Annotated in this window: 19 protein-coding genes; 7 read left to right on the top strand and 12 right to left on the bottom strand. The window is 74.1% G+C overall.

Annotated elements, in window-relative coordinates; all coding sequences use genetic code 11:
- Positions 1-218 precede the first annotated feature (218 nt).
- Positions 219-1,307: a MerR family transcriptional regulator gene (locus AB0469_RS17800; RefSeq protein WP_366452499.1), complete on the top strand. Its 1,089-nt coding sequence runs from the start codon at positions 219-221 to the stop codon at positions 1,305-1,307.
- Positions 1,308-1,459: 152 nt separating this feature from the next.
- On the top strand, positions 1,460-2,383 hold the full coding sequence (gene bla, locus AB0469_RS17795) for a class A beta-lactamase (RefSeq protein ID WP_366452341.1): 924 nt from the start codon (positions 1,460-1,462) through the stop codon (positions 2,381-2,383).
- Between the two features lie 135 nt (positions 2,384-2,518).
- On the opposite strand, the gene AB0469_RS17790 is transcribed toward bla, so the two are convergent.
- Together AB0469_RS17790 and AB0469_RS17785 are read right to left on the bottom strand one after the other, a co-directional pair.
- Positions 2,519-3,892 (bottom strand): TerD family protein, encoded by a 1,374-nt coding sequence (locus tag AB0469_RS17790; protein ID WP_366452340.1) that lies wholly within the window; start codon positions 3,890-3,892, stop codon positions 2,519-2,521.
- A 208-nt stretch (positions 3,893-4,100) separates the two neighbouring features.
- Positions 4,101-5,096 carry a hypothetical protein gene (locus AB0469_RS17785; protein WP_366452339.1) on the bottom strand — a complete coding sequence of 332 codons (996 nt, stop codon included), beginning with the start codon at positions 5,094-5,096 and terminating at the stop codon, positions 4,101-4,103.
- A 36-nt stretch (positions 5,097-5,132) separates the two neighbouring features.
- On the opposite strand from AB0469_RS17785, the gene AB0469_RS17780 reads away from it, so the two are divergent.
- Entirely contained in the window at positions 5,133-5,342 is a 210-nt protein-coding gene (locus AB0469_RS17780; protein ID WP_366452338.1) for a DUF3253 domain-containing protein, read from the top strand.
- A gap of 352 nt (positions 5,343-5,694) precedes the next feature.
- Here AB0469_RS17780 and AB0469_RS17775 read toward each other — a convergent pair whose 3' ends face one another.
- From AB0469_RS17775 to AB0469_RS17745, 7 genes are all read right to left on the bottom strand, one after another.
- Positions 5,695-5,817, bottom strand: a complete 123-nt coding sequence (locus AB0469_RS17775; protein ID WP_366452337.1) for a hypothetical protein — start codon at positions 5,815-5,817, stop codon at positions 5,695-5,697.
- 83 nt (positions 5,818-5,900) lie between these two features.
- Positions 5,901-6,896 carry a YihY/virulence factor BrkB family protein gene (locus tag AB0469_RS17770; RefSeq protein ID WP_366452336.1) on the bottom strand — a complete coding sequence of 332 codons (996 nt, stop codon included), beginning with the start codon at positions 6,894-6,896 and terminating at the stop codon, positions 5,901-5,903.
- A 167-nt stretch (positions 6,897-7,063) separates the two neighbouring features.
- Entirely contained in the window at positions 7,064-8,791 is a 1,728-nt protein-coding gene (locus AB0469_RS17765) for a thiamine pyrophosphate-dependent enzyme (protein WP_366452335.1), read from the bottom strand.
- A gap of 162 nt (positions 8,792-8,953) precedes the next feature.
- Complete coding sequence (locus tag AB0469_RS17760) at positions 8,954-10,543, bottom strand: FMN-binding glutamate synthase family protein (protein ID WP_366452334.1); 1,590 nt, start codon at positions 10,541-10,543, stop codon at positions 8,954-8,956.
- A gap of 597 nt (positions 10,544-11,140) precedes the next feature.
- Positions 11,141-13,060 (bottom strand): molecular chaperone HtpG, encoded by a 1,920-nt coding sequence (gene htpG, locus AB0469_RS17755; protein ID WP_366452333.1) that lies wholly within the window; start codon positions 13,058-13,060, stop codon positions 11,141-11,143.
- 79 nt (positions 13,061-13,139) lie between these two features.
- Positions 13,140-13,808, bottom strand: coding sequence for an HSP18 transcriptional regulator (locus tag AB0469_RS17750; protein WP_366452331.1), 669 nt, complete (start codon positions 13,806-13,808; stop codon positions 13,140-13,142).
- 186 nt (positions 13,809-13,994) lie between these two features.
- The gene (locus AB0469_RS17745; protein ID WP_366452330.1) at positions 13,995-14,627 is read right to left on the bottom strand and encodes a TetR/AcrR family transcriptional regulator; all 633 of its coding nucleotides are present in this window, start codon (positions 14,625-14,627) and stop codon (positions 13,995-13,997) included.
- A 109-nt stretch (positions 14,628-14,736) separates the two neighbouring features.
- Between AB0469_RS17745 and AB0469_RS17740 the strand changes: the two genes are divergently transcribed.
- Positions 14,737-15,408 (top strand): hypothetical protein, encoded by a 672-nt coding sequence (locus AB0469_RS17740; protein WP_366452329.1) that lies wholly within the window; start codon positions 14,737-14,739, stop codon positions 15,406-15,408.
- 51 nt (positions 15,409-15,459) lie between these two features.
- Here AB0469_RS17740 and AB0469_RS17735 read toward each other — a convergent pair whose 3' ends face one another.
- Positions 15,460-16,335: an alpha/beta fold hydrolase gene (locus tag AB0469_RS17735; protein WP_366452328.1), complete on the bottom strand. Its 876-nt coding sequence runs from the start codon at positions 16,333-16,335 to the stop codon at positions 15,460-15,462.
- Positions 16,336-16,568: 233 nt separating this feature from the next.
- On the opposite strand from AB0469_RS17735, the gene AB0469_RS17730 reads away from it, so the two are divergent.
- Positions 16,569-17,330 (top strand): class I SAM-dependent methyltransferase, encoded by a 762-nt coding sequence (locus AB0469_RS17730; protein ID WP_366452327.1) that lies wholly within the window; start codon positions 16,569-16,571, stop codon positions 17,328-17,330.
- A 98-nt stretch (positions 17,331-17,428) separates the two neighbouring features.
- On the opposite strand, the gene AB0469_RS17725 is transcribed toward AB0469_RS17730, so the two are convergent.
- Positions 17,429-19,036, bottom strand: a complete 1,608-nt coding sequence (locus AB0469_RS17725) for a hypothetical protein (protein ID WP_366452326.1) — start codon at positions 19,034-19,036, stop codon at positions 17,429-17,431.
- Between the two features lie 336 nt (positions 19,037-19,372).
- On the opposite strand from AB0469_RS17725, the gene AB0469_RS17720 reads away from it, so the two are divergent.
- Positions 19,373-20,617, top strand: coding sequence for a histidine kinase (locus tag AB0469_RS17720; protein WP_366452325.1), 1,245 nt, complete (start codon positions 19,373-19,375; stop codon positions 20,615-20,617).
- Positions 20,614-21,294: a response regulator transcription factor gene (locus AB0469_RS17715; RefSeq protein WP_366452324.1), complete on the top strand. Its 681-nt coding sequence runs from the start codon at positions 20,614-20,616 to the stop codon at positions 21,292-21,294. The genes AB0469_RS17720 and AB0469_RS17715 overlap by 4 nt, the downstream gene beginning before the upstream one ends.
- A gap of 98 nt (positions 21,295-21,392) precedes the next feature.
- Here AB0469_RS17715 and AB0469_RS17710 read toward each other — a convergent pair whose 3' ends face one another.
- Positions 21,393-22,796: an erythromycin esterase family protein gene (locus AB0469_RS17710; RefSeq protein ID WP_366452323.1), complete on the bottom strand. Its 1,404-nt coding sequence runs from the start codon at positions 22,794-22,796 to the stop codon at positions 21,393-21,395.
- Positions 22,797-22,814 lie beyond the last annotated feature (18 nt).

The following is a 22,814-nucleotide window of genomic DNA, read 5'->3' as shown; positions in this document are numbered from 1 at the left end:
CCCCCGGATACCGGCACCGCCGCTCGCGGTGCCCCGCGACAGTGCAACGCCGACCCGCAGCCGGGTCAACCGAATTACGGCCGGGGCCGCGCCCGCGGCCCGGTGGACCCCGGCGGGGCGCGGTGCGAGGTGGGGCCCGGGAAGCGCTTGACCCTCACGTGACGTGATGCCGCATAGTCGCCGGTGTGGAAGAGCACGAGCACCTGACCGTTGGACGTGTGGCCGAGTTGGCCGCTGTGAGCGTCCGTACCCTGCACCACTACGACGAGATCGGCCTCGTCCGCTCGTCCGCGCGGACGAGCGCGGGGTACCGGGCCTACTCGGCGGGCGACGTGGAGCGCCTGCGGGAGGTACTGGCCTTCCGGCGGCTGGGGTTCGGGCTGCGTGAGATCGCGGACCTGGTGGACGACCCTGCCACCGACGCGACCGCGCGCCTGCGCCGGCTGCGCGGCCTGCTGGTGGAACAGCGCGACCGCACCGCCGTCATGGTGACGGCCATCGACAAGGAACTGGAGGAGCGGGCCATGGGGGTCAGGACGACGCCGGAGGACCAGTTGAAGGTGTTCGGCGCCCAGTTGTACGAAGCGATCGGCTCCGCCTACCCGGCGACCCGGCGCACCGAACCGCGGATCGCGGCGAGGATCTGGGAGGCGCTCGGGGACGCACGGACCGTGCTGAACGTCGGGGCCGGCACCGGCTCCTACGAGCCGCCGGACCGTGAGGTCACGGCGGTCGAGCCGTCGGCGGTGATGCGGGCGCAGCGCCCGGCGGGCGCCGCGCCGTGCGTGGCCGCCAGTGCGGAGCGCCTGCCGTTCGCCGACAAGTCCTTCGACGCGGCGATGGCGGTCAGCACCGTCCACCACTGGCCGGACCCCCTCGCAGGGCTGCGCGAGATGCGGCGGGTGGCCCGCCGCGTGGTGGTGTTCACGTACGACGCGAGCACCACCGGCTGGCTCCAGCGGTTCTGGCTCACCCGCGACTACCTGCCCGAATTCGGCGGCCTTCTGGCCGACTGGCCGTCGCTCGCCGACATGACCCGGGCGATCGGGGGCCGCGCGGAGCCGGTGCTCGTCCCGTGGGACTGTGCCGACGGCTTCTTCGAGGCCCACTGGCGCCGGCCCGAGGAGTACCTGGACGAACGGGTGCGCCGCGCGGTGTCGGTGTGGACCAGGGTCGGCGCGCAGGCCGAGCAGCGGGCGGTGAACATGCTCCGGGCCGACCTCGCCTCGGGCCGCTGGACCGAGCGCAACCGCGACCTCGTGGCGCTCGACGCGGCCGAGCTGGGCCTGCGCCTGCTCGTCGCCTGAGCCGTCGCGTCGCGGGGCCCCCGCGCCGGGTGACCGGGACCGGGTGCGGGCCGAAGGGGCCGGTCCCGCCTCGGTGTCGTGGGCGGGTGCAACCGTCCTGGGGCGGTTCGCGTGTTTCCTCCCGTAACGATGATCAACGGTGAGGAGACGATGTGAAGCGCGTGGCAAGCCCTCCGTCCCGGCGTACGGTCCTGGCCCTCGCTACCGGCGGCCTGGCCGCCCTCGGCCTCGGCGCCGCCGGCCGGGCGTCGGCGGACACCCGGCCGGGCGCCGGCCCGGGCACCCTGCGTCGGCTGCGGGACATGGAACGGGAGCACGGCGCCCGCATCGGCGTCTACGCCCGCAATCTGGTCACCGGCCGCACGGTGGTCAACCGGGCGGAGGAACTCTTCCCGGTCTGTTCGGTGTTCAAGCCGCTGGCCGCGGCGGCCGTCCTGCGGGACCTCGACCGCGACGGGGAGTTCCTGGCCCGCCGGATCCACTACACCGCGGCCGAGGTCGAGGCGGCCGAGTGGGCCCCGGTCACCAAGGACCACGTGGCCGACGGGATGACGGTCGAGGCCCTGTGCGCGGCCGCCGTGAGCCAGAGCGACAACCTCGCGGGCAACCTGCTCCTGCGCGAGCTGGGCGGGCCGACCGCGATCACCCGCTTCGCCCGGTCCCTCGGCGACCGCGTCACCCGCCTCGACCGCTGGGAACCGGCCCTGAACTCCGCCGAACCCTGGCGCACCGAGGACACCACCAGCCCACGGGCCATCGGCGAGACCTACGCCCGGCTGGTGCTCGGCGACGCGCTGCCCCGCCCGGACAGGGACCGGCTCACCGGCTGGCTGCTCGCCAACACCACCAACACCCAGCGGTTCAAGGAGGGCCTGCCCGGCTGGCGGCTGGCCGACAAGACCGGCGGCGGCAGCGCCTACGGCGTCGCCAACGACGTGGGCGTGGTCTGGAGCCCGGCCGGTGCGCCGGTGGTGATGGCGGTCCTGACGACCAGGCCGGAGGCGCCGCAGGGGCCGAACGACAGCAAGCTCGTCGCCGACACGGCTCGCCTGCTGGGCGAGGCCGTCCTGGGCTGAGCCGCTCCGCCCCGCGGGACGGGCCGGGAGCGGGAGCACGGGCCCGCCGGCAGCGCGGCCGGCCCTTCCCGGGGCGGCCGCCGCCGGCGGTTCCCGCCCGACCGGCGGATCGCGGGGCGGGAGGGGCCCGTGTGCTCAGCGCAGGCGCTTCCAGAAGGGCGGGATCTCCCCTTCGCGCCGGTTGGGGTGCGGGGTCACCTCGCGCGGGGTGATCGACCACGGGCTGTCGCACGAGACGACCAGCAGGCGCGCCCCCCGCGTCAGGGCCACCGTGCTCCGACCCGATCGGTACCCGGTGTACAGGTCACGGCGCGAGGCGCTGCGCCTGACGGACTCCAGCCGGAACCAGGCCTCGTTCCTGCTGTTGCGGTGCCGGACGGCCAGGTCGATGGCGGGGCCGGCGTACGCCAGGACGTCAGGACCGGCGCCCTCGATGCGTTCGGAGACCTCCCGCAGCACCGAGACCGGGCTCACGGTGATCTTCCACTCGCCCCGTCCCTTCACGCGCAGCCGCAGCGGTCCGTTCCCGTCGTGGTCCACGAGTCCGCGGCCGTTGAAGTCCTCCATCCAGCTGTGGATGACCGAGGGGGACCTCGCCCGGTTGCGGTGGTCCAGCGCGGTGACGTCGAAGACGCTGTCTCCCACCCGGGCCACGTCGACCACCGCGAACCCGGCCGGCACGGGAACGTCCACCCGGACGACGTCCTCGCCCCTTCCCTCCTGGGAGAAGACGGGGAAGTCCGCGGCGAAGTCGGTGGGGAGCCTGTTCAGCCGCGTCGTGAAGGTGCCCAGAAGTGGCGCGCCCGTCTTGGAGACGGGCGTGCCGACGGGCGGGGCGAGGGCCGCCTCGGGCACGGCGTCCGTGGCCCCGGCCGAGACCGGCTCCGGGAGCGGTGGGGCGGGCGGGGGAGCCTCGGGCAGCCCGGGTGCGGGCGGCGGCGCGACGGCCGACTCCGCGTCGGGCTCTTCCTCCTCCACCGTGAACCCGTAGTCGGTGGCCAGCCCCGGGAGTCCGGACTCGTACCCCTGCCCGACCGCACGGAACTTCCAGCCCCCGTCCCGGCGGTAGAACTCGCCCAGTACGTAGGCGGTTTCGGTGGTGGCATCGTCGTCGTCGACCGAGTACACCGCCATCCGCCGGCCCGTCACCGTGCTGACGGCCTCGACGTACAGCCCCGGTACCTCACCGAAGGTCCCGCCCTCGGCGGAGGCCGCGATGACGATCCGTGCCACCTCCGGCTCGATCCGCTCCGGGTCGATCTCCAGCCAGTCCGCCAACCTCCCGTCCTCGCTGCGGGCGTTGCCCAGCAGCGCCACGGCGCTGGTGGCGTGCGCGCGCTGGTTGTAGAAGATCAGGTCACTCCGTCCCCTGACCCTGCCGCTGTCGTCCAGCAGCAGTGCCGCCGGGTCGACCTCGGGCACGCCGGGCCCGTCCGCGCCACGGACCACGGCGACCCGCATGGGCTCGCCGGACACGGGCAGGTTGCCCCCCTTGATGATCTGCGTCATGACGGCATCGTCGCAGGCCGGTCGTCCCGGCGTCGAGCGTTTGTTCCCCGGGCAGTTGACCCTCACCCCCCGCCGCGTCAGGAGCACCGGCACCTCGTCGACGTCCTCGCTGGCGACCCCTCAGCATCACGGACGCGACCGCCGCCGCCGACGGACTGCGCCTCAAGGCCGGGGCCACCAACGCCGAACGGCGGGACGTCACCACGTCCTAGGAGAGGATCCAGCGGGGCGGGTGGCCGGGGTCGGCCGGGCAGGTGAAGACGTGCAGGTCCCGGTCGCGGCCGAAGCGGAGGCGGGTCGGCCGGGCAACGGACGGGCCGCCCGGGCGCGGGGCCGTTCCCCGCGGGGACGGGTCGCGCTCCTCCAGCGGTATCCAGCTGTGGGAGCAGGCGTCCGTCTCATCGCTGCCGGCGGTCAGCAGCAGTCGCATCGAGGTCGAGCAGGATGCGCAGCCGATGGTCATCGGGCCCGTTGACGCCCAGCTGGGGAAGCCGCCGACCCTCCAGCCGGGCGGAATCGACAGGTCGGACTGGTAGCTGGGGGCGTCGGGACCGTGTTCCGCCGCCCGGGCGTCGTCCCATGCGTCGATGCGGGCGATGAGGGAGGCGGGCAGCGTGTCGCCCTCCGCCCAGGGATAGGTGTCCACCTCTTCGGGATGCAGGACGCACGGCTCGGGGAGTTCGTCCTCCCACCGCAGCATCGGCACCTCCGGCGGGACCGCGAGGAAGCGTTCCGCGCGCTCGGTGTCCGTGGCCCGCCGCCACCGCAGGTGGTACCGGCGCTCCAGGTGCGGACCGTGCGTGAACGGGCAGCGGAAGATCTGCACCAGATCCGCCCCGTCGGGCCCGGACGCCAGGGCAGGGACGTCGCGGCGGAAGATCTGGGCGAGGCCCATGAACGGCGCCGGGCCGTCTTCGCCGGGCGTTCCGGAGGCCGGCCACGGACGGCTCCGCGGCCGGACGCCCTCGGCCCGGGCACTGCGGATCTCGTCCGGCTCGTAGCCCTCGGTCTCGGGCCGGTGGGGCTCCCGGCAGAGCGGCCACGGCTCGTCGGCCGGCCACAGCACCGGCCCGCCGACATGGCTCTCGTGCGTGCCGGGCCGCCCCGGCCTGGGGTGCAGTCGGGTGGTCCGGCCCCGGTGGGCGGCGAGCTCGGGGAACACCGCCTCCACGAGCACAGGTCTCGCCGGCGTGGTCCTCGTCATGGGCAGAGCCTACGCGGACGGGGCAACACCCCGCGCGTGCAAGGGGGCCGCGCCCTCCCCGTCCGCCCGGATGCCGCGCGGGCGGCGTACGAAGGAGGGGGCGACGGATGGCGCGCCCTCATGGAACCGGTCCGCCGCGCGGCCCGGCGGCTGGTCACCGAGGGCGCGGTGGAGATCACCCGGGCCGGCCGGCCCGTCGAGCCCGCGAAGGCGCGCGGCCCGGTGCGGATCCGCCGGACCCCCTGACACCGTCCGCCGCCCCGTGAGCAGGCTGCGAGGAGCACACGGGGGCCTCCGTCACCGGCTTCAGCCCGCCGGGCGGGACGTCCCTGCGGGCGGGCCGGGAGTCCGGGGTGCCGGACGGTTCGCTCCGCTGCCCGCGGAGCGCCTGTGTCTGCCGCCGGGACGCGACGGTGCCGGGCGCCCGGACGCCCTGCGGTGCGCACCGGCGGGCGGCGCGGCGTGCGGGGGTCCGATCCGAGGGGCTTGGGCGCCGGGCCCGGACGGACCCAGCACGTACTCCTCGTAGCGGGCGAGACCCAGGACGGCACAGAGCAGCAGGGGCGGCACGAGCAGGGCCAGGAACAGCATGGAAGGACTACCTGTGCCGGATGAGCGTCGCCACCAGGACGAGAAGGGCGAAGGCGATGACCAGCAGGTGGAGCCAGACGGGACCGGACTGGGCGGCCCAGGCCGAGGGCACGGTGGGGTTCGGAGTCATCTGACGCGCATGCCCCCGTACCGGGCGGTGACACAGCGCGGTCGCCGCTGATGCCGGACGAGGAGGGCGAGGAGGACGGGGCGTCACGGGGCGTCGTCGTCCGCCCCCGAGCGACTCCGACGGCGGCCGTCGTCGAAACCGACGTCGACGTGTTGCTCGGGGCGGCGCTCCTCCTGGCAGGCGATGGCGCTGAGCACCCTCTCGTCGCCCTCGGTCAGCGGGGGCTGCAGCAGGCTGCGGGGGAACAGCCGGCGGGCGCGCACCACGTTCGTCTCCGCGGCGTACACCGTGATCTGCGCGGCGAGGAACAGCCAGGACAGCAGGCCGATCACGGTCGCGAAGAAGCCGTAGACCTGCGTGGCGTGACGCAGCTGATGAGCGACCAGGACGGCGCCGAACGCCTGGAGGACGGTGAACAGCGGCCCGGCCACGACCGAGCCGGGCAGCATGGCGCGCCACCGGATCTGCGGTGGCGTGAGGATCCGGAAGCACGCCAGGCACAAGCCGGTGTTCACCGCGGCGGACAGGACCAGTCCCCCGGCACGAGCCGGAGCACCGGACAGCGTGGTCGCGATCAGGCTCGCGGCCGCGGTGGCCAGGACCAGACCGCTGCCCAGGACCGCGAACAGGAGCAGGCCGCGGCCCAGGCGCGGCCAGTAGCCGGGGCGCTCGACGCCGGGGACGTTCCAGACCTCGGCCATGGCGTGCTGGAGGACCTGGGCGATGCCGAGCGCGCCGTAGAGCAGCCCGAGCGTGCCGATGACCAGGGCCAGGCCGCTGCCCCGGACGGAGTGGACGTTCTGGCGCAGCTGGTCGCCGATGATCGGGAAGTCGGCGAGTGCGGAGTCGACCACGGCCCGCTGCGCCCCGGGGTGGCCGTGCAGGACGAAGCCGAGAACGGTGGACAGCAGGAGCAGCATGGGGATCAGTGCGATGAAGCCGTAGTAGGTGATCAGCGCCGCCAGGAGCGACCCGCGGTCGTCGCCGTACTTCTTGACCACGCCCACGGCGACGGCGGGCCCCGTGTGGCGCTGCTGGGTGCGGTCAAGCGCCCGCAGCGCGCGTTCGACCGGGTTCATGCGCACTCCTCCCGGTGGGGCCTTCGCATCCGCTGCCTGCCTGCCTGCCTGCCTGCCTGACGGACGGCCTGCCTGACGGACGGCCTGCCCATGAGGGTGCCCGCTTTCGCGTCAGCGAACCCGGAGCGAGAGCGTCTGCCGCGGTCGCGTGCGAGCAGGGCGGCCCGTCAGCCCCGGTCGCGGGTGAGCGCCTCCTTGACCTTGGCGAGTGCGAAGCCCCGGCCCTGGTCGGCGGTGGGCTTGGGGGGTACGGCGATCTCGCGGGGGTTGGTGAGCACGTCGAGGAGGACGGGGCCGGGGGTGTCGAGCGCCCGGCGTACGGCATCGTCGAGCGCGGCCGGGTCGGTGACGCGGATGCCGGTCAGGCCGAGGGCGGTGGCGACGGCGGCGAAGTCGGGGTTGTCGAGCTCCGTGCCGAACCCGGGCAGTCCCGTCTGCTCCTGTTCGAGCTTGACCATCCCCAGGTGCCGGTTGTCGAAGACGACGAGCTTGACCGGCAGCCGGTAGGACGTGATCGTCATCAGGTCGCCGAGCAGCATGCTCAGGCCGCCGTCGCCGCAGAAGGCCACCACCTGGCGGTCGGGGGCCCACAGCTGCGCGCCGAGCGCCTGCGGCATCGCGTTCGCCATCGACCCCAGGTTGTAGGAGCCGAGCAGCCGCCGCGTCCCGCGCATGGTGACGAAGCGGGAGAGCCAGACGGTGGCCATGCCGGTGTCGGAGGTGAAGACCGCGTCGTCGGCGGCGTGCCGGTCCACGGCCAGGGCCAGGGCTTCGGGACGGATGTCGTGGTCCCGGTTGTCCGCCAGGGCGCGCAGCCTGCCGGTCCAGCGGCGGTCGTGACCGGGGTCGGCGAGTTCGCGCTGGTCCTCGGTCCAGGACGCGAAGCGGGAGCGCGCGTCGTCGAGGTGGGAGCGGTCGGACGACGCCTCCAGCCGGGGGAGCAGGGCGCGCAGGGTGGCGCCGACGTCCCCGGCCAGGGCGGCGTCCACCGGGACCCGGCGGCCCAGGTGTTCGGCCCGGCTGTCGATCTGGACGACCTTGCAGCCGGAGGGGTACCAGTCGCGGTACGGGAAATCCGTGCCCAGCATGACCAGGGTGTCGCAGGCGTCGAGGGCACGGGACGCGGCGGGGTTGCCGATCAGTCCGGTCTGACCCACCTGGTACGGGTTGTCGTGCTCGAAGCCCTCCTTGGCCTTCAGGGTGAGCACCATGGGCGCGTCGAGGAGCTCCGCCAGCCGCAGCACCTCCGCCCGGGCCTCCCGGGCCCCGCGGCCCACCAGCAGGGTGGTCTTCGAGCCGGCGTTGACGAGCTGCGCGGCCTCGGCGAGCGCGGGATCGTCGGGTTGGGTCACCGGCCGGTCCGGGGCCGGGCGGACCGGGCGGTCGTCGTCGATCTCCTGGTCCCCGAGGTCGCCGGGAATGGTCAGGACCGCCACGCCGCCCCGGCCGACGGCCGCGCGGACCGCGGCCTCCAGCATGCGCGGCATCTGCTGCGTCGAGGTCACCGTCGCCCGGTGGACGGCGACGTCCCGGAACAACTGATCGTTGTCGACCTCCTGGAAGTAGTCGGTGCCCATCTCCGCGAGGGGAACCTGCCCGCAGAGGGCGAGGACGGGGGCGTGGCTCTTGGCCGCGTCGTAGAGGCCGTTGAGGAGGTGGACGGAGCCGGGGCCGACGGTTCCCGCGCAGACGCCGAGCCGACCGGAGAGCTGGGCCTGCGCGCCGGCCGCGAAGGCTGCCGCCTCCTCGTGGCGGCAGCCGACCCACTCCACCCCGTCGGTGGTGCGGATGGCGTCCGTGAGCGGGTTGAGGGCGTCACCGACGACGCCGAAGACGTGGCGGACGCCGAGCTCCGCGAGGGTGTCGACGATCGCGCGGGCAACGGTGCGTGTCATGGGGCGGTCCTCCGGGTCGTGGGGTCTGGTCGGGGGCTGTCGGGTTGTCGGGTTGTGGCGTCGTCGCTTCGTCGCTTCGTCGCGTCGTGGGGTCGTGGGGTCGTCGGGTCTTCGGGCCGTGGGGCGGCGGGGTCGCGGGGCGTGGAGCGAGGGCGCCGGCGGTCAGCCGGCGAACCGGTCGGGGTCGGCGGCGGCCCAGTCCTCGGCCCAGGAGGCGGGCGCCCGGTCGAGGAGCTGCCCGGGGGCGAGCCATGCGTGGAGTTCGGCGCTCGAGCGGACGGTGTGCGGGTCGACGCGGTGCAGCAGCAGCCCCGGGTGCAGCTGCCTCGGGTGGTCGACGCCCATCGCCGCCATGATCTGCAGGGCGCTCTGGACGGTGGCCCGCTGGTAGCGGTGCACGCGGTCCGCCTTGTCCGCGACGTCCAGGGCGGCCGCCCGGCGGGGGTCCTGCGTGGCGACCCCTACGGGGCACGTGTTGGTGTGGCACCTCTGGGCCTGTATGCATCCGAGGGCGAACATCATGGGCCGGGCGGCGTTGGTGTAGTCGGCGCCCTGCGCGAGGCGTTTGACCAGGTCGCTCCCGGTGGCGACCTTGCCGCTGGCGCCGATCCTGATGCGGTCGCGCAGGCCCGTGCCGACGAGGGCGTTGTGGACGGTGACCAGGCCGTCGGTGAGCGGCAGTCCGACGTGGTCGGCGAACTCCAGGGGCGCGGCACCCGTCCCGCCCTCGGCGCCGTCGACGACCACGAAGTCCGGGGCGGTGCCCTCGTCCAGCATGGCCTTGCACACGGCGAGGAACTCGCGGCGCGAGCCCACGCAGAGCTTGAAGCCGACCGGCTTGCCCCCCGAGAGTTCCCGCATCCGCGCGAGGAAGCGCACGAGCCCGCGGGGCGTGGAGAACGCGGTGTGGAACGGCGGCGAGACGACGGTGACCCCTTCGGGCACCCCGCGCACCGCCGCGATCTCGGCGTTCACCTTCGCCCCGGGCAGCACCCCGCCGATACCGGGCTTGGCGCCCTGGCTCAGCTTCAGCGACAGGCACTTCACCTGCTCGTGGGCGGCCTTCTCGGCGAACTGCCGCTCGTCGAAGCGGCCGTCCGCGGTGCGGCAGCCGAAGTAGCCGGTTCCGATCTCCCAGACCAGGTCGCCGCCCGGCCCCAGGTGGTACTCGGACAGGCCGCCCTCCCCGGTGTCGTGGGCGAAGCCGCCCCGCCGGGCGCCGGTGTTGAGCGCCGTGACGGCCCGCGCCGACAGCGAGCCGAAGCTCATGGCCGAGACGTTGAGCAGCGCCATCTCGTAGGGGCGGGTGCAGTCGGGGCCGCCGATCACGACCCGCGGGGGTTCTTCGGGAACCGGCCGCGGGGCCATCGACGGGACGAGGTACTCGCCGCCCGGCAGGTAGAGGTCGCGTTCCGTTCCGAACGGCTCCTCGGCGTCGGTGCCCTTGGCGCGCTGGTAGACGAGGGTGCGGGTGTCGCGGTCGAAGGGGCGGCCGTCGAAGTTCCGCTCGATGAAGTACTGCTGGAGTTCCGGGCGCAGCGCCTCCAGCGCGAAACGGAGGTGGCCGAGGAGCGGGTAGTTGCGCAGGACGGAATGCCGTCGCTGGCACGCGTCCCGGACCGCCAAGGCCACCAGCAGGGCCATGGGGGCGGCCAGGACCCACCACCAGGCGGAGAGCGCCACGGCCGCGACGGCGGCGCCGGCCGCCAGGGCGCCGGGCAGCGCGAACGTCATCACCTTGAGCTTCGTCATCACGACGCGCGCATGCCCCGACGGCATCCGTGCATGCGGCGGACGGCGAGCGGCTCTGCGCAACAGGCGCACTCGGGAGGGGCGTCGCCGGGCAGATCGGCCGTCCGGCCGGCAGGGCCGACGGGCCTGCCTCGGCCGCGGGCGGGCTGCCGGCGGGGTCCGCGTGCCCGGGGAACGGCGGTCTGAGCGCCGTGGCCGGGGGCTTGCCGGGGACGTGGACGGTGCCCGGTCGGGGAGGTGGCCGGGGCGGTCGTGCCCGGGTGCCGTGCGGATCCCGTTCGGCATGGTGGTGCCCAGGGTCCGGGACCGGGAAGTGCAGCGTGGCGAAGCGGTTCGGACCCAGGAGCGGAGTTCCCGTGTGCTTGTCGGCCCCGCTGCCCTGCGTGTGACCCGCATACCGTCGGGCAAACGGGGTCGGCCTGAATTCTTTTGAGACCCCGTCAAAGAAAGGACGACGGGGCGGCCGGGAACGCACCCGTCCGCCCCGACCCCCTGCGGGGTATCGGGGCGGACGGGTTCTCGGGGGGCGTGAGGGTGGCGGGGCCGGGGGTGGGTGCGACCGGGTGTTGCGGCCCGCCGGCCCGCCCGCCCCCGCGGTTACAGCGTGCGGGTCAGGCGGTCGGTGAGCAGCCGGGAGAAGCGGGCCGGGTCGGGCAGGTCGCCCCCTTCGGCGAGCAGCGCGCTGCCGTAGATCAGCTCGGCGATCTCCGCCAGCGCGGGGTCGTCGGCGCCGGCGGCGTGCGCCGTGCGCAGGGCGGTGACCAGCGGGTGTGCCGGGTTGAGTTCCAGGATCCGCTTGACGGTGGGCATCTGCTGGCCCATCGCCCGGTACATCTTCTCCAGGGTCGGCGTCACGTCGTGGGCGTCGCCGACGATGCAGGCCGCCGAGGTGGTCAGGCGTGAGGACAGGCGGACCTGCTTGACCTGTTCGGACAGGGTGGTGGTCAGCCACGGCAGCAGGGCGGCGAAGTCCTGCTCCCGCCGGGCCTTGTCGGCGTCGGTCTCCTTCTCGCCGTCGGCGGATTCCTCGAGGTCGACCTGGCCCTTGGCGATGGACTGCAGACGGTGGCCGTCGAAGGCGGGGACCTGGTCGACCCACACCTCGTCGACGGGGTCGGTGAGGATCAGGACCTCGTAGCCCTTGGCGGCGAAGGCCTCCATGTGCGGGGAGTTCTCCACCATGGCGCGGCTCTCGCCGGTCAGGTAGTAGATGGTGTCCTGACCGTCCTTCATGCGCTCGACGTACTCGCGCAGGGTGGTGGTGGCGTCGGGGTCGTGGGTGGAGGCCGCGGACACCAGCCGGAGCAGGGCCTCCGTGTTGTCCGTGTCCTCGACCAGGCCTTCCTTCAGCGCCCGGCCGAACTGGGCCCACACCTTCGCGTAGCGCTCGGCGTCCTTCGACTGCATGTCCTTGAGGGCGCCGAGGACCTTCTTGACCAGGCGCCGGCGCACGCCGCGGATCTGGCGGTCGTGCTGGAGGATCTCGCGGGAGACGTTCAGCGACAGGTCGTGGGCGTCGACGACACCCTTGACGAAGCGCAGGTAGTTGGGCATGAGCGCTTCGCAGTCGTCCATGATGAACACCCGCTTGACGTACAGCTGCACGCCGGGCCTGGTCTCGCGGGAGAACAGGTCGAAGGGCGCCTGCGAGGGGATGAAGAGCAGCGCCTCGTACTCGAAGGTGCCCTCGGCGCGCATGTGGATCGTCTCGGCCGGGGGCAGCCAGTCGTGGCTGATCTGCTGGTAGAACTCGTTGTACTCGTCTTCGGTCACCTCGGCGCGCGGACGGGCCCACAGCGCCTTCATGGAGTTGAGCGTCTCGACGTCGCGGGTGGTCTCGCCCTCGGCGCCGGCGTGCTCGGTGGCCATCCGGATCGGCCAGCGGATGAAGTCCGAGTACTGCTTGACGATCTGGCGGATCTTCGACTCGGACAGGTAGTCGGCGAGCCCGTCCTCGCTGTCGGCGGGCTTGAGGTGCAGGGTGACCGAGGTGCCCACGGGCAGGCCGTCGACGGCCTGGATGGCATAGGTGCCCTCGCCGTCGGACTCCCACTGGGTGCCGGAGTCGGTGCCGGCCCGCCGGGTGCGCAGGGTGACCTTGTCGGCGACCATGAACGCCGAGTAGAAGCCGACGCCGAACTGCCCGATCAGGCTCTCGGCGGTCGCGGCGTCCTTGGACTCCTTGATCTTCTCCAGCAGGCCGGCGGTGCCGGACTTGGCGATCGTGCCGATCAGATCCACCAGGTCGTCCCGGGTCATGCCGATCCCGTTGTCGCGGACGGTCAAGGTGCGGGCGCCCTTGTCGACTTCCAGCGAGATGTGCAGCTCGGTGGGGTCGGACTCGGTGAGGGCGGAGTCGGTCAGCGATTCCAGCCGCAGCTTGTCCAGGGCGTCCGAGGCGTTCGAGATCAGCTCGCGCAGGAAGATGTCTTTGTTCGAGTAGATCGAGTGAATCACCAGCCGGAGCAACTGGCGGGTCTCGGCCTGGAATTCCAGCGTCTCGACACTGCTGCCCATGGGGCTCTCTTTCTGTGGGAACGTCATGAACGGATGGGGACTGGGGCCGGGACGGACCGTTGCCCGTCGTCGGCGTGGTTCAGGAGTTGCGCTGGTCGTTGCTGTCCTGGCGGAGCCGGTCGGTGTGCCGGGTCATGGCGTCGATGCGGTCCGTGATGCCGGCGTCCTGCGGCCGCAGATGGTCCCGGGACGCGGTCAGGGGGCCGACGAGCCGGGCGGCGTCGTTGTCGGCGAGGGCCAGGTTCAGCTCGCCGATCGCGCCGTCCGCGCTGGCCGGGAGGCCGGTGAGGGAGGTGACCTGTCCCGCGAGGCGTCGGAGGGCGGCCGCGTTGTCGCGGGCCCAGGCGGTGACGGTGCGGTCGGCGGCACGCGAGTCACGGGTGGCCTGGACCCGCTGTTCACCCGTGCTTCCCGCGGCGCCCGGGCGCAGCCGCAGGTAGCGGCGCTCGGCGGCCTGCCGGCTGGCGACACCGAGAGGGCCCGCGAGGTCGGCCCAGCTGGCACCCTCGCCACGGGCGGCTTCGATCAGCACGCTCTCCCAGCCGGCGAGCTGCTCGCGGACCTCGCGGAGCATCAGCAGCGCGGCCAGGGCCGGGTGCGGACCGCCGTCACCCGCGGGCGGCGCCGAAGCCGTGGAGGTACCCGATGAGGGCTGCTGCGCGTCCGTCACGGCCCGGGTGATGGCCTCCAGCGCCGCGGCGGCGGCACGGAAGGACACCGGTGCGGTCGCCGGGTCTGTTTCGGTCATGGCACCTCCGTCTGCCCCGTCATCCCCTGGATGACGCCTTGCCTGTCATCGTTGCGATGACACGTTACAGCGGGAACGTGCCGAAGCGCAGGGGAAGTTCCCGCCACGAACCACCCGGAGGCGTCGCGCGATGTCGATGCGCACCGACCCGGCGCCCGCCGGACCGGGCCCGGGCGCGCCGCTCGTCTACGGCCGGGCGAGCGTCGCGAAGCCGGCGCAGAGCAGGCGGACGCTCCGGATGAACTTCTCGTCCTGGCCCGGGCGTTGTGTCAGCGGGTCCATGACCAGGGGGAACCGCTCGCAGAGGTCCGCGTAGAGCTCGGCGGTGACGGGCGGCGGCGCGGCGGGCTGGTTCTGTTCCTGGAGTACGAAGCCGGTGACGTGGCTGAGCAGGGTGTCGGCGGCGATGGGGCGGTGGTCGGCGGGCAGCCCGGCGTCGAGGAGGGTGCTCAGCAGGCGTTCCATCAGGGCGAGGGCGCCGGTGCTGAGCATGCCGGGGCTCTCGGCGAGGAGCTGGGCGCCGCCCGGGTGCTGTGCGATGCCCCGGCGCAGGCTGGTGGCCTGGGCTTCGATGCGGTCCTGCCAGGCGGCGGCGGGCGGGAGGGCGGCGAGGGCTTCGGTGCCGGCGTCGTAGGCGCGGCGGCAGACCCGGTCGGCCATCAGGGCGAGCAGCTCGTCCTTGCCGCGCACGTGGTAGTAGAGGCTGCCCGCGTGGGTGTCCAGGCGCTCGGCGACCTGGCGCATGGACAGGTTCTGGTAGCCGACCTCGGCGAACACGGCCATGCCGGCGTCGACGATGCGCTCCTTGGTGAGCTTCATGCGTCCCACCGTACAACGATTTCTAACACTGTTGGAATTCTCTGCTAGCTTGGCCCCCTCACGTTTCCAACGGTGTTGGAAAACCGTAGCCAGGGGGAGGAGTCAGGTCATGGAGGCGATCGTCTTCAACGTGACCACGGCCGCGCTGATGGTCATGATGGTCAACTGCGGGCTGGGTGTGGTCGGCCGCGACACCCTGCGCGGGCGGCCGCTCCCGTGGGCGGCGATCGGCCTGACGGCCGTCGCCGTGTGCGGGGTCGCGCTCCAGCTGGTGTGGCCCGGTGCCATGGACGCGCTGGACGCCGACCCCGCCAAGTCCGGCTGGTGGCGCGAGTTCACCTCGGTGTTCATGCAGAACGGCGGCTTCTTCGGCGGCCTGTGGAACCTCGTCACCCTGGCCGCCGTCAGCGCGCTCGCCCAGTGGTACTGGGGCGGGCCCCTGACCCTCGGCTTCTTCCTCGCCGGCATCGTGCTCCCCGTCCGGATCGACACCCTGCTCGGCTTCGGCGACGGCCCCGGCACCGACCCGCGCAACTTCGCCGGCAGTTCCGGCGCCACCTACTTCCTCGGCGCCACCCTCGCCCTGGCCCTCCTCACCCGCACCCGCCTCCCCAAGGAGACCGCCCTGGCCCTCGGGGTCCCCGCCCTGGGCCTCGCGGTGTGGCTGGCCCAGGACAACGGCCACGGCCTGGTGTCCGTCTACGGCTTCGCCCTCGCGGCCGCGGTCTGGGCGCTCCGCAGCCGCCTCCCCCGCCGCGCACCGGGCCGGACGGCGGCCTGACCCGCACGCCGTCGGCCCGGTGGCCCGGCCGGTGGCCCCGCCGCCGGGGGTTCAGCGGCAGAGCCGGGCGACCCGTTCGAGTTCGTCCGCCAGGAGTGCCGGGTCGCGGGGGCCGATGTGCGGGGCCGTCAGGGACCTCACGCGGAAGGGGTTGTCGGGGGTCAGCTCGTCGGCTTCCCGGATCATCAGGTCCTGGAGGGCCGGCGGGAGCGTGCGGTCTTCGGTGAAGCGGACGAAGGTGCGCGGGATGCGCCCCCACCGGTGCGGCAGGCCGCGGCCGTCGCTCGCTCCGATCGCCGCCGACTCGTCCGGTTCGAGGATGTTGAGCATCGCCCTGACCTCAGCGTCGGAGTAGTCGGCGGCCATCGCCTCCTTGGCGATCCGGAAGAAGGCCGGGTCGTTGCTGCGCCAGTTGACCCGGGTGACCCCGAGCTCCGGCGGTGTGGGGACGGGGGTCATCCTGAAGATGTGGCTCGAGGCTGCCTCCGGGGTCGCCAGCAGCTCGTTCACCGAGGCCCGTTTCGCCGGGCACAGGGCGGAGACGTACACGAGGTGCGAGATCAGCTCCGGGACCAGGTCGGCGGTCGCGTTGAGGGTGACGCCGCCGAGGCTCTGGCCGGCCAGGACCACGGGGCCGTTGCGGTGTGCCCGCCGTACCACCGAGGCCACGTGTGCGGCGAAGTCGGCCAGGGTCGTCCCTGTGAGGGGAGAGGGCTCCAGCCGCAGTCGCTCCAGGTCCTGGGGCGCCTGGTAGGAGACGGGGAAATGGGCGCCGGGCCCGTGCCCCGGCAGGTCGACGGCGACCGCGCGGTGTCCGCGCAGCCCGAGTTCGGCCACCACGGGGGACCAGCCGTAGGCGTTGCTGCCCGATCCGTGGACCAGGACGAACGTGAACGGCGGCGTGTTCTCGGCAGTTAAGTTACTCATGAGTAGATCATAGGGTGCCGATGCGCGGGCGAGGCGGGCACGGACGGGATTTCGGGTCCCGGCGGGCGGTCCGCGGCCCGAGGACGGGTGCGCCGGCGGCGTGGTCGGGGCATTCTTGTCGATCACGGGAAGCGGTCGGTCTCCCCGTACGGCGTGCGCCGGCGGACGGGTTCGGCCGGTCCGGTCCGGTCCGGTACGGTCCGCCCGCCTTCCCGGACGCCGCAGCAGACGGGATGCCCATGGCCAGAATCACCTATGACGACACGACCGCGGCTTCCTTCCGGGCCGCCCGGGAGATCCCGCGCAGCGGGCTGGGCGCGTGGGAGGACGCCGTGCGCCGCCATCTGCACCCCGTGCGGGACATGACCGTCCTGGACGTCGGCGCGGGAACCGGAGCGTTCGCGACGGCCTTCTGCGACTGGTTCGGGGTGAAGGTGGCGGCCGTCGAGCCCTCGGAGGCCATGCGCGCGCTGATCCCCCGCCGCGGGGACATCGAGGTCCTGGCGGGCCACGCGGCGTCCCTGCCCCTGCCGGACGCCGGCGCCGACGCGGCATGGCTGTCCACGGTGACCCATCACGTCCCCGACCTCGCGGCGGCCGCCCTCGAAATCCGCCGCGTCCTGCGTCCGGGGGCGCCCGTACTCATCCGCAACGCCTTCGCGGGCCGCTACGACCGGCTCCGCATCGTCCGCTGGTTCCCCGAGACGGCACGGCTGCTCGACACCTACCCGTCCGTCGAGGAGACCTGCGAGGCCTTCGCGACCGCCGGCTTCACCCCCGCCGCGCTGGAGCCCGTCCCGCAGACCGACCTGGCGAGCCTGGCCGAACTCCTGGAACGGGCCGGCACCCTGCGCACCGCCGATACGCTGATGCGCAGCCTCACCGAGGAGGAGTTCGCCCGCGGCAGGGAACGGCTGCGCCGGGCGGTCCGCGCCGGCCGGGCCCCCGGGGACGCGGACCTGACGTCCTCGCTGGACCTGCTCGTGCTGCGATGAACCGGCGCGGCGCGCGGCGGGCCATGCGCGGGCCGAGAGTTCCGCCACGAGGGGTGCCGTGAACGGCACTGGTCGGACCCCGCGAGCGGAACGGCCGGTCAGCGACCGCCGCCCGGTCGGTGGGTGCCGAGTTCGCCGTAGGCCCGCAGGGCGTCGGCAGGGTCGCCCGGTCCGCCCCGCCCGTCCCACCCGTTCCGCAGTACGGCGTCCAGGAAGGCGAGGGTGGCCCCCGCGACGACCCGGGGGCTGCGGGTGCGGCCCAGGGAGCCGACGATCGTGGGCACCGGCGGCAGGTACAGGGGACCGTCCGTGAAGGCGAGGTGCGCGGCGCCGGGGACGGTGAGCCGGTAGCTCGTCGCGGTGTTGGCGTCGAGCGCCTCGGTGAGGCGGGGCAGGTAGCGCGGATCGGTCCCCGCGGTGGCCTCCTGGGTGAGCGCGAGCGCCGGCCGGTCGAGGGCGGGCGATGCGGGGCCGTGCGGGAAGCCGTCCAGATCGACGACGGCGGCGAACCGGTGGTCCTGCCGGGCCGCCTGGAGCGCGGCGGCACCGCCCAGCGAGTGGCCGGCCACCGCGACCCGCCCGGTGTCCAGGCGTCCGGTCAGCGGGTCGGCGACCCCGTCCGGCCCCTGAACGGCCTGGCCCGCCTGCGCGACCTGGACGCTCTGTCCGCTCTGCTTGCCCCGTCCGCCCTGCCCGGTCAGGCCTCCCTGTCCGCCCTGCCCGGTCAGCCCGGTCAGCCGGGTGAGGACGAAGCCGAGGTCGGCCGCCCGGATCGCCGTCCAGCCGGCCGCCAGCTTCGCGTCCTCGGCGGCGTCGCCGGAGGAGCGGGTGGCCGTGGTGATCGTCCGGCCGTCGGAGAGGACGACGGCGGCCGAGTCGTACGGGTGGTCGAGGGCGGCGACCACGTAGCCGTGACTGGCCAGTTCCTCGGCCCAGGCGGTGTTCTGGGTGCGCACCCCGCTCGACCCCGGCGAGAACAGCACGACGGGGAACCGCCCGCCCGCGTCGGCCACCGGGGCGTCGAAGACCGCACGGCTGCGGGCCCGCGGCACTCCGTCGACCAGGAAACCCGGCAGCCCGACCCCGCGGGCGAGCGCCTCGGAGACCGTGCGCGCCTCCTGCGCCGTGCGTCCGAGGTACGGGGCCCGCTCCGCGCCGTCGGGGCTCCTCTGCGCGGGGTACCAGAGCTGGACGACGACCGTGCGCCGGTCGTCCGGATCGGCGGTGAAGGTCTCGGGGCGCTGCGGATCCGTCCACTGGACCACCCGGGTGCCGACCGCGAAGCCGCCCGTCGGCTCGGGGAAGACCGGCACCGGGAAGGCCCAGGCGGCCACCGGGCCGGCGGCGATCAGCCCCAGGCAGGCCGCCGATCCCGGCAGCGCCAGCCACCAGCGGGCCCGCCACGCCGGCGGGCCGGCCCGGCGCCGCAGCAGCGGGGAGCAGGCGAACGGCAGCGCGCAGCCGGCGCCCGCCAGTACCGGCAGCAGCTGCCAGCGGACGCCCGTCAGCCCCAGTAGGAGCGCGGACAGCACGAGCAGCGCCCCCGCCACGACGGTGAGGCGCGAGCGGGCGGCCGGGGGGAGCCAGCGCGCCGGCACCAGCGCGGCGGCACTCGCCACGACGAGGAATTCGAGGGGGGACAGGGACGGTCCCGCGATGATCTCGGTCACCCGGCCATCGTCGGCGCCGGGTGCGCGCCGCCACATCGGTCCCGGGTCGCCGTCGCGGGCCGCCGGGGGCGACCGGGGTCGCAGTCCGCGACGGCCGCCGGTGCCACCGGAGCAGCAACCCGGCACGCCGGAGCGGTATCCGCGGTGCGACCGGGGGAGGTGGCCGCACTCATCCTGGGGTCGCATCCCGGCCCGGTGTCATCAGACTCCGGGCGCATGCGCCGCGCGGGGCCCGCGATCTACCGTGTCAGGGCCGCGGTACCCGCCGGACGGCGCGAGGCGTGCGCTCCCCGTGCCCGGGCCGGATCCGGCCGTCCGCGGCGGCGGCCCCCGACCGGCGCCGCCACGGCGCCTCATCGACAGGGACGTGGGATGACCGAGGCGGCAGCGGAAGCCGGCAGGGCCCACCGGGTGCGCCCACCGCGCCCGGGGCGGGCCCACTGGGCGCGGTGGGCGCGGGCGGCCGCAGTCGCGCGCCGGGGCACCCGGCTGCCGCCCCTGGTGGGGGACTCGCTGCTGCCGGCGCTCCTCCTCGTCCACGTCCTGACCACGCACGCGCCGCCGGAACTGCCGGCGGCCGTGGCCCTCACCGCCGCCCTCGCACTGCCCCTGCTGTGGCGGCGCCGCGCCCCGCGCGCGGTGTTCGCCGCCGTCACGGCCGCGGCCTTCGTCCAGTGGCTGGTGGGCGTCCAACTCCCGGCGGACATCGCCCTGCCGATGGTCCTCTACACGGTGGCCGCGAACACGGGCCGCCGCTCCACGCTCCTGGCCGGCGCCGTCGTACAGGCCGGCGTCCTGCTGGCCTGCCTGCGCTGGGCGCCGGAGGGCGCGTTCCTGACCCCCTTCGTCGCGGTCACCGCGACGGTCGTCGCCGCCGCCGTCCTCGGTGTGAACGTACGCACCACGCGCGCCTACCTCGCCGCGGTGGAGGAGCGGGCCGGACGCCTGGAGCGGGAACAGGAGCAACAGGCGCGCCTGGCCGCCGCCGAGGAGCGGACCCGGATCACCCGGGAGATGCACGACATCGTCACCCACAACCTGTCCGTCATGGTCGCGCTGACCGACGCCGCGGTCTACGCGCAGCACCGGTCGCCGCAGCGGGCCACCGCCGCGATGCTCCAGATCTCCGAGACGGGCCGGCAGGCCCTGACCGACATGCGGCGCGCGCTGGGCATCCTGCGGACCGACGAACCCGACGCGGAGCGCCACCCGTTGCCCGGCATCGCCCAACTGGAGTCCCTCGCCGACCAGATGTGCGCCGCCGGCCTGCCGACCCGGCTGGAGGTCCGCGGCGGCCACGAGCACGTCCCCGCCACCGCCCAGCTCACCGTCTACCGCCTGGTGCAGGAAGCCTTGACCAACACCCTGAAGCACACGCCCCCCGGCACGACCGCGGAGGTCCGGGTCCGCTGTTCGACCGGGGCCGTCACCGTGGACGTCACCGACAGCGGCGCCTGCCCGCCGCTGCCCGCCGCCGCGCCCCCGGGCCACGGCCTCCCCGGCATGCGCGAGCGCGCGGCCGCCTACGGCGGGGAACTGCGCGCCGGACCGCTCCCGGGCGGCGGCTGGGGGGTCCGCACCCGCCTCCTCCTCGACGGCGGGACGGTGTCCGCATGACGATCCGCATCCTGGTCGCCGACGACGAAGCACTGCTCCGGATGGCCTTCGGCACCGTCCTGGACGCCCAGCCCGACATGGCGCCGGTCGGCGAGGCCGCGGACGGCGACCAGGCCGTACGCCTCGCGCGGGAGCTGCGCCCCGACGTCGTCCTCATGGACGTCCGGATGCCCGGGACCGACGGGATCGAGGCGACCCGGCAGATCGTCGAGGTCTCGCCGGGGAGCAGGGTGCTGATCCTCACCACCTTCGACCTGGACGCGTACGCCTTCGCCGGACTCCACGCCGGGGCCTCGGGCTTCCTGCTGAAGAACACCAGGCCCGAGGAGCTCCTCACCGCGATCCGCAGTGTCGCCGCCGGCGACGCGGTGGTCTCCCCGCGGATCACCCGGCGCCTGCTGGAGGGTTTCCGCCCGCACCTCCCCGACGGCAGCGACGACGCCCGCGCGGCCCGGTCCGAGCACGACGAGCGGCTGGCCCGGCTCAGCGCGCGGGAACGCGAGGTGCTGGTCCAGGTGGGCCGCGGCCTGTCCAACACCGAGATCGCGGCCGCCCTGTACCTCGCGGAGGCGACCGTGAAGTCCCATCTGGGGCGGATCCTGCACAAACTCGAACTCCGCGACCGGATCCAGGCCGTGGTCTTCGCCTACGAGAGCCGCCTGGTCCACCCGGCCTGACCCCGCCTGACCCGGCCTGACCCCGCCTGAGCCCGCCGGGAGCCGCCGGGAGCCCAGGGGAGCCGGCCCGCAGCCTCCGCTCGGTCGTCCTGCCGGCCTCATGCGGTTCGGAGTCCGTCGGCCGCCCGGACCCGGTGGAGGTGGACGAGGACGTCGTAGGCCCGGCCGATCGCGAGGGTGGGCAGCGGGTCGGGGGTGAAGGTCGAACCGGCGTCGTAGACCGGCCGGGGCCGGTCGAGCCAGGCCCGGGCCTCGGCGGGAGCCGCCCGCAGGTCGGCGTAGAAGTCCCGGTACCCGACCTGGTCCAGGGTGTGCTCGTGCATGCCCGGGCGCGCCGTCGGTACGGTGACCGGCTTCCATCCGCCCTCGAGGAAGGCGTCCTTGGTGAGGAAGGAGCCGCCGGCGAAGGTGAAGCCGACGGCCGCGTAGGCGCGGCCCAGGCGGTCGCGCAGCACGGCGCCCTGGGTCCGCGGGTACATGTCGGGATGGGCGGACAGGTAGCCGACGTGGCCGTTGTGGGCCGACAGCAGCATCCTGTGGCCGGTCCGGCGCTGCCACCACAGCACGTTGTCGGCCATGGCCCGGTCGCGCAGGCGTTCCGCGGACGTGACGGAGGCCGGGTCGGCGAGGTCGACGGTGGCGAAGGCGAAGGTCTGCGCGATGTTCCGGGCGTGCTGCACGGTCCACGCGTACTCCTCGCCACCGGCTTCCTGGTGCCCGCTGACCAGGTCGAGGGCCTCCTGGGCCCGAGCGGCGCTCTCCCTGCGTTCCGGGAGCGGCTTGCGCAGGTGGGTGAAGATGTCGTCGAAGGGGCGCAGCCCCGCGTACAACTCCTTGAGCCGGGGCAGTTCCGCCGGCCTGGCCGTAGCGACGGACGACAGCACTCGTTCGAAGATGTCGTCGCCGAGTTTCGGCCCCCCGAGGTCGTCGCCCATGAAGTGGACCCGGCGGTCGGGGTGGCGCCTGTTGTGCTCGCGCATCCAGCCGATCAGACGCACGAATTCGTCGCGCTCCCAGGGGGATCCGGCCAGCGTCTCCTGCGCGATCCGCTGCGGATCGCCGGAGCCGCCCTGGAGGTACTCGTCGATCCTGAGCCCGGCCGACCAGCTCATCTCCAGGGCGAAGGTGGTGAAGCCGTGCTCCTCGACGAGGTACTGGAAGACGCGGTGCTTCATGGTGAAGAACTCGTGGGAACCGTGCGTGGCCTCGCCGAGGCCCACCACTTGCGCGCCCCCGACCATGGCGCCCAGTGCCCGCAGGTCCGCCGTCGAACCGCCGGGGTCCGTGGAGCGCAGCGGGTGTGCGGCACGCTCCAGGGAGCGTATGACGCCTGCCGGGGACGCCGGGGACGTGGGGGACGTGGGGGACGTGGGGGACGCGCCGGGTGCGAGGGGCGGGGACGGCGCCGCGGAAGCCCTGGTGCCGGCCCCGGCCGTGACGGCGAGCGCCGCCGTGAGCGCGAGCAGTCCTCGTCGGCCGATCGGCCTTTCGTACCCGTACATGGTGATCACTCCTCGTGT

It is taken from the genome of Streptomyces sp. NPDC093801, assembly GCF_040701585.1.
Classification (GTDB): Bacteria; Actinomycetota; Actinomycetes; order Streptomycetales; family Streptomycetaceae; genus Streptomyces.
This window is presented reverse-complemented; position numbering and strand designations above follow the sequence as displayed.

Coding starts and splice junctions, on each gene's coding strand:
- AB0469_RS17720 (WP_366452325.1), top strand. CDS start 19,373: ATGACCGAGGCGGCAGCGGAAGCCGGCAGGGCCCACCGGGTGCGCCCA.
- AB0469_RS17715 (WP_366452324.1), top strand. CDS start 20,614: ATGACGATCCGCATCCTGGTCGCCGACGACGAAGCACTGCTCCGGATG.
- AB0469_RS17785 (WP_366452339.1), bottom strand. CDS start 5,096: ATGACGAGGACCACGCCGGCGAGACCTGTGCTCGTGGAGGCGGTGTTC.
- AB0469_RS17710 (WP_366452323.1), bottom strand. CDS start 22,796: ATGTACGGGTACGAAAGGCCGATCGGCCGACGAGGACTGCTCGCGCTC.
- AB0469_RS17730 (WP_366452327.1), top strand. CDS start 16,569: ATGCCCATGGCCAGAATCACCTATGACGACACGACCGCGGCTTCCTTC.
- AB0469_RS17745 (WP_366452330.1), bottom strand. CDS start 14,627: ATGAAGCTCACCAAGGAGCGCATCGTCGACGCCGGCATGGCCGTGTTC.
- AB0469_RS17735 (WP_366452328.1), bottom strand. CDS start 16,335: ATGAGTAACTTAACTGCCGAGAACACGCCGCCGTTCACGTTCGTCCTG.
- AB0469_RS17770 (WP_366452336.1), bottom strand. CDS start 6,896: ATGAACCCGGTCGAACGCGCGCTGCGGGCGCTTGACCGCACCCAGCAG.
- AB0469_RS17750 (WP_366452331.1), bottom strand. CDS start 13,808: ATGACCGAAACAGACCCGGCGACCGCACCGGTGTCCTTCCGTGCCGCC.
- AB0469_RS17765 (WP_366452335.1), bottom strand. CDS start 8,791: ATGACACGCACCGTTGCCCGCGCGATCGTCGACACCCTCGCGGAGCTC.
- AB0469_RS17725 (WP_366452326.1), bottom strand. CDS start 19,036: ATGTGGCGGCGCGCACCCGGCGCCGACGATGGCCGGGTGACCGAGATC.
- AB0469_RS17775 (WP_366452337.1), bottom strand. CDS start 5,817: ATGACTCCGAACCCCACCGTGCCCTCGGCCTGGGCCGCCCAGTCCGGT.
- AB0469_RS17790 (WP_366452340.1), bottom strand. CDS start 3,892: ATGACGCAGATCATCAAGGGGGGCAACCTGCCCGTGTCCGGCGAGCCC.
- htpG (WP_366452333.1), bottom strand. CDS start 13,060: ATGGGCAGCAGTGTCGAGACGCTGGAATTCCAGGCCGAGACCCGCCAG.
- AB0469_RS17760 (WP_366452334.1), bottom strand. CDS start 10,543: ATGACGAAGCTCAAGGTGATGACGTTCGCGCTGCCCGGCGCCCTGGCG.
- AB0469_RS17740 (WP_366452329.1), top strand. CDS start 14,737: ATGGAGGCGATCGTCTTCAACGTGACCACGGCCGCGCTGATGGTCATG.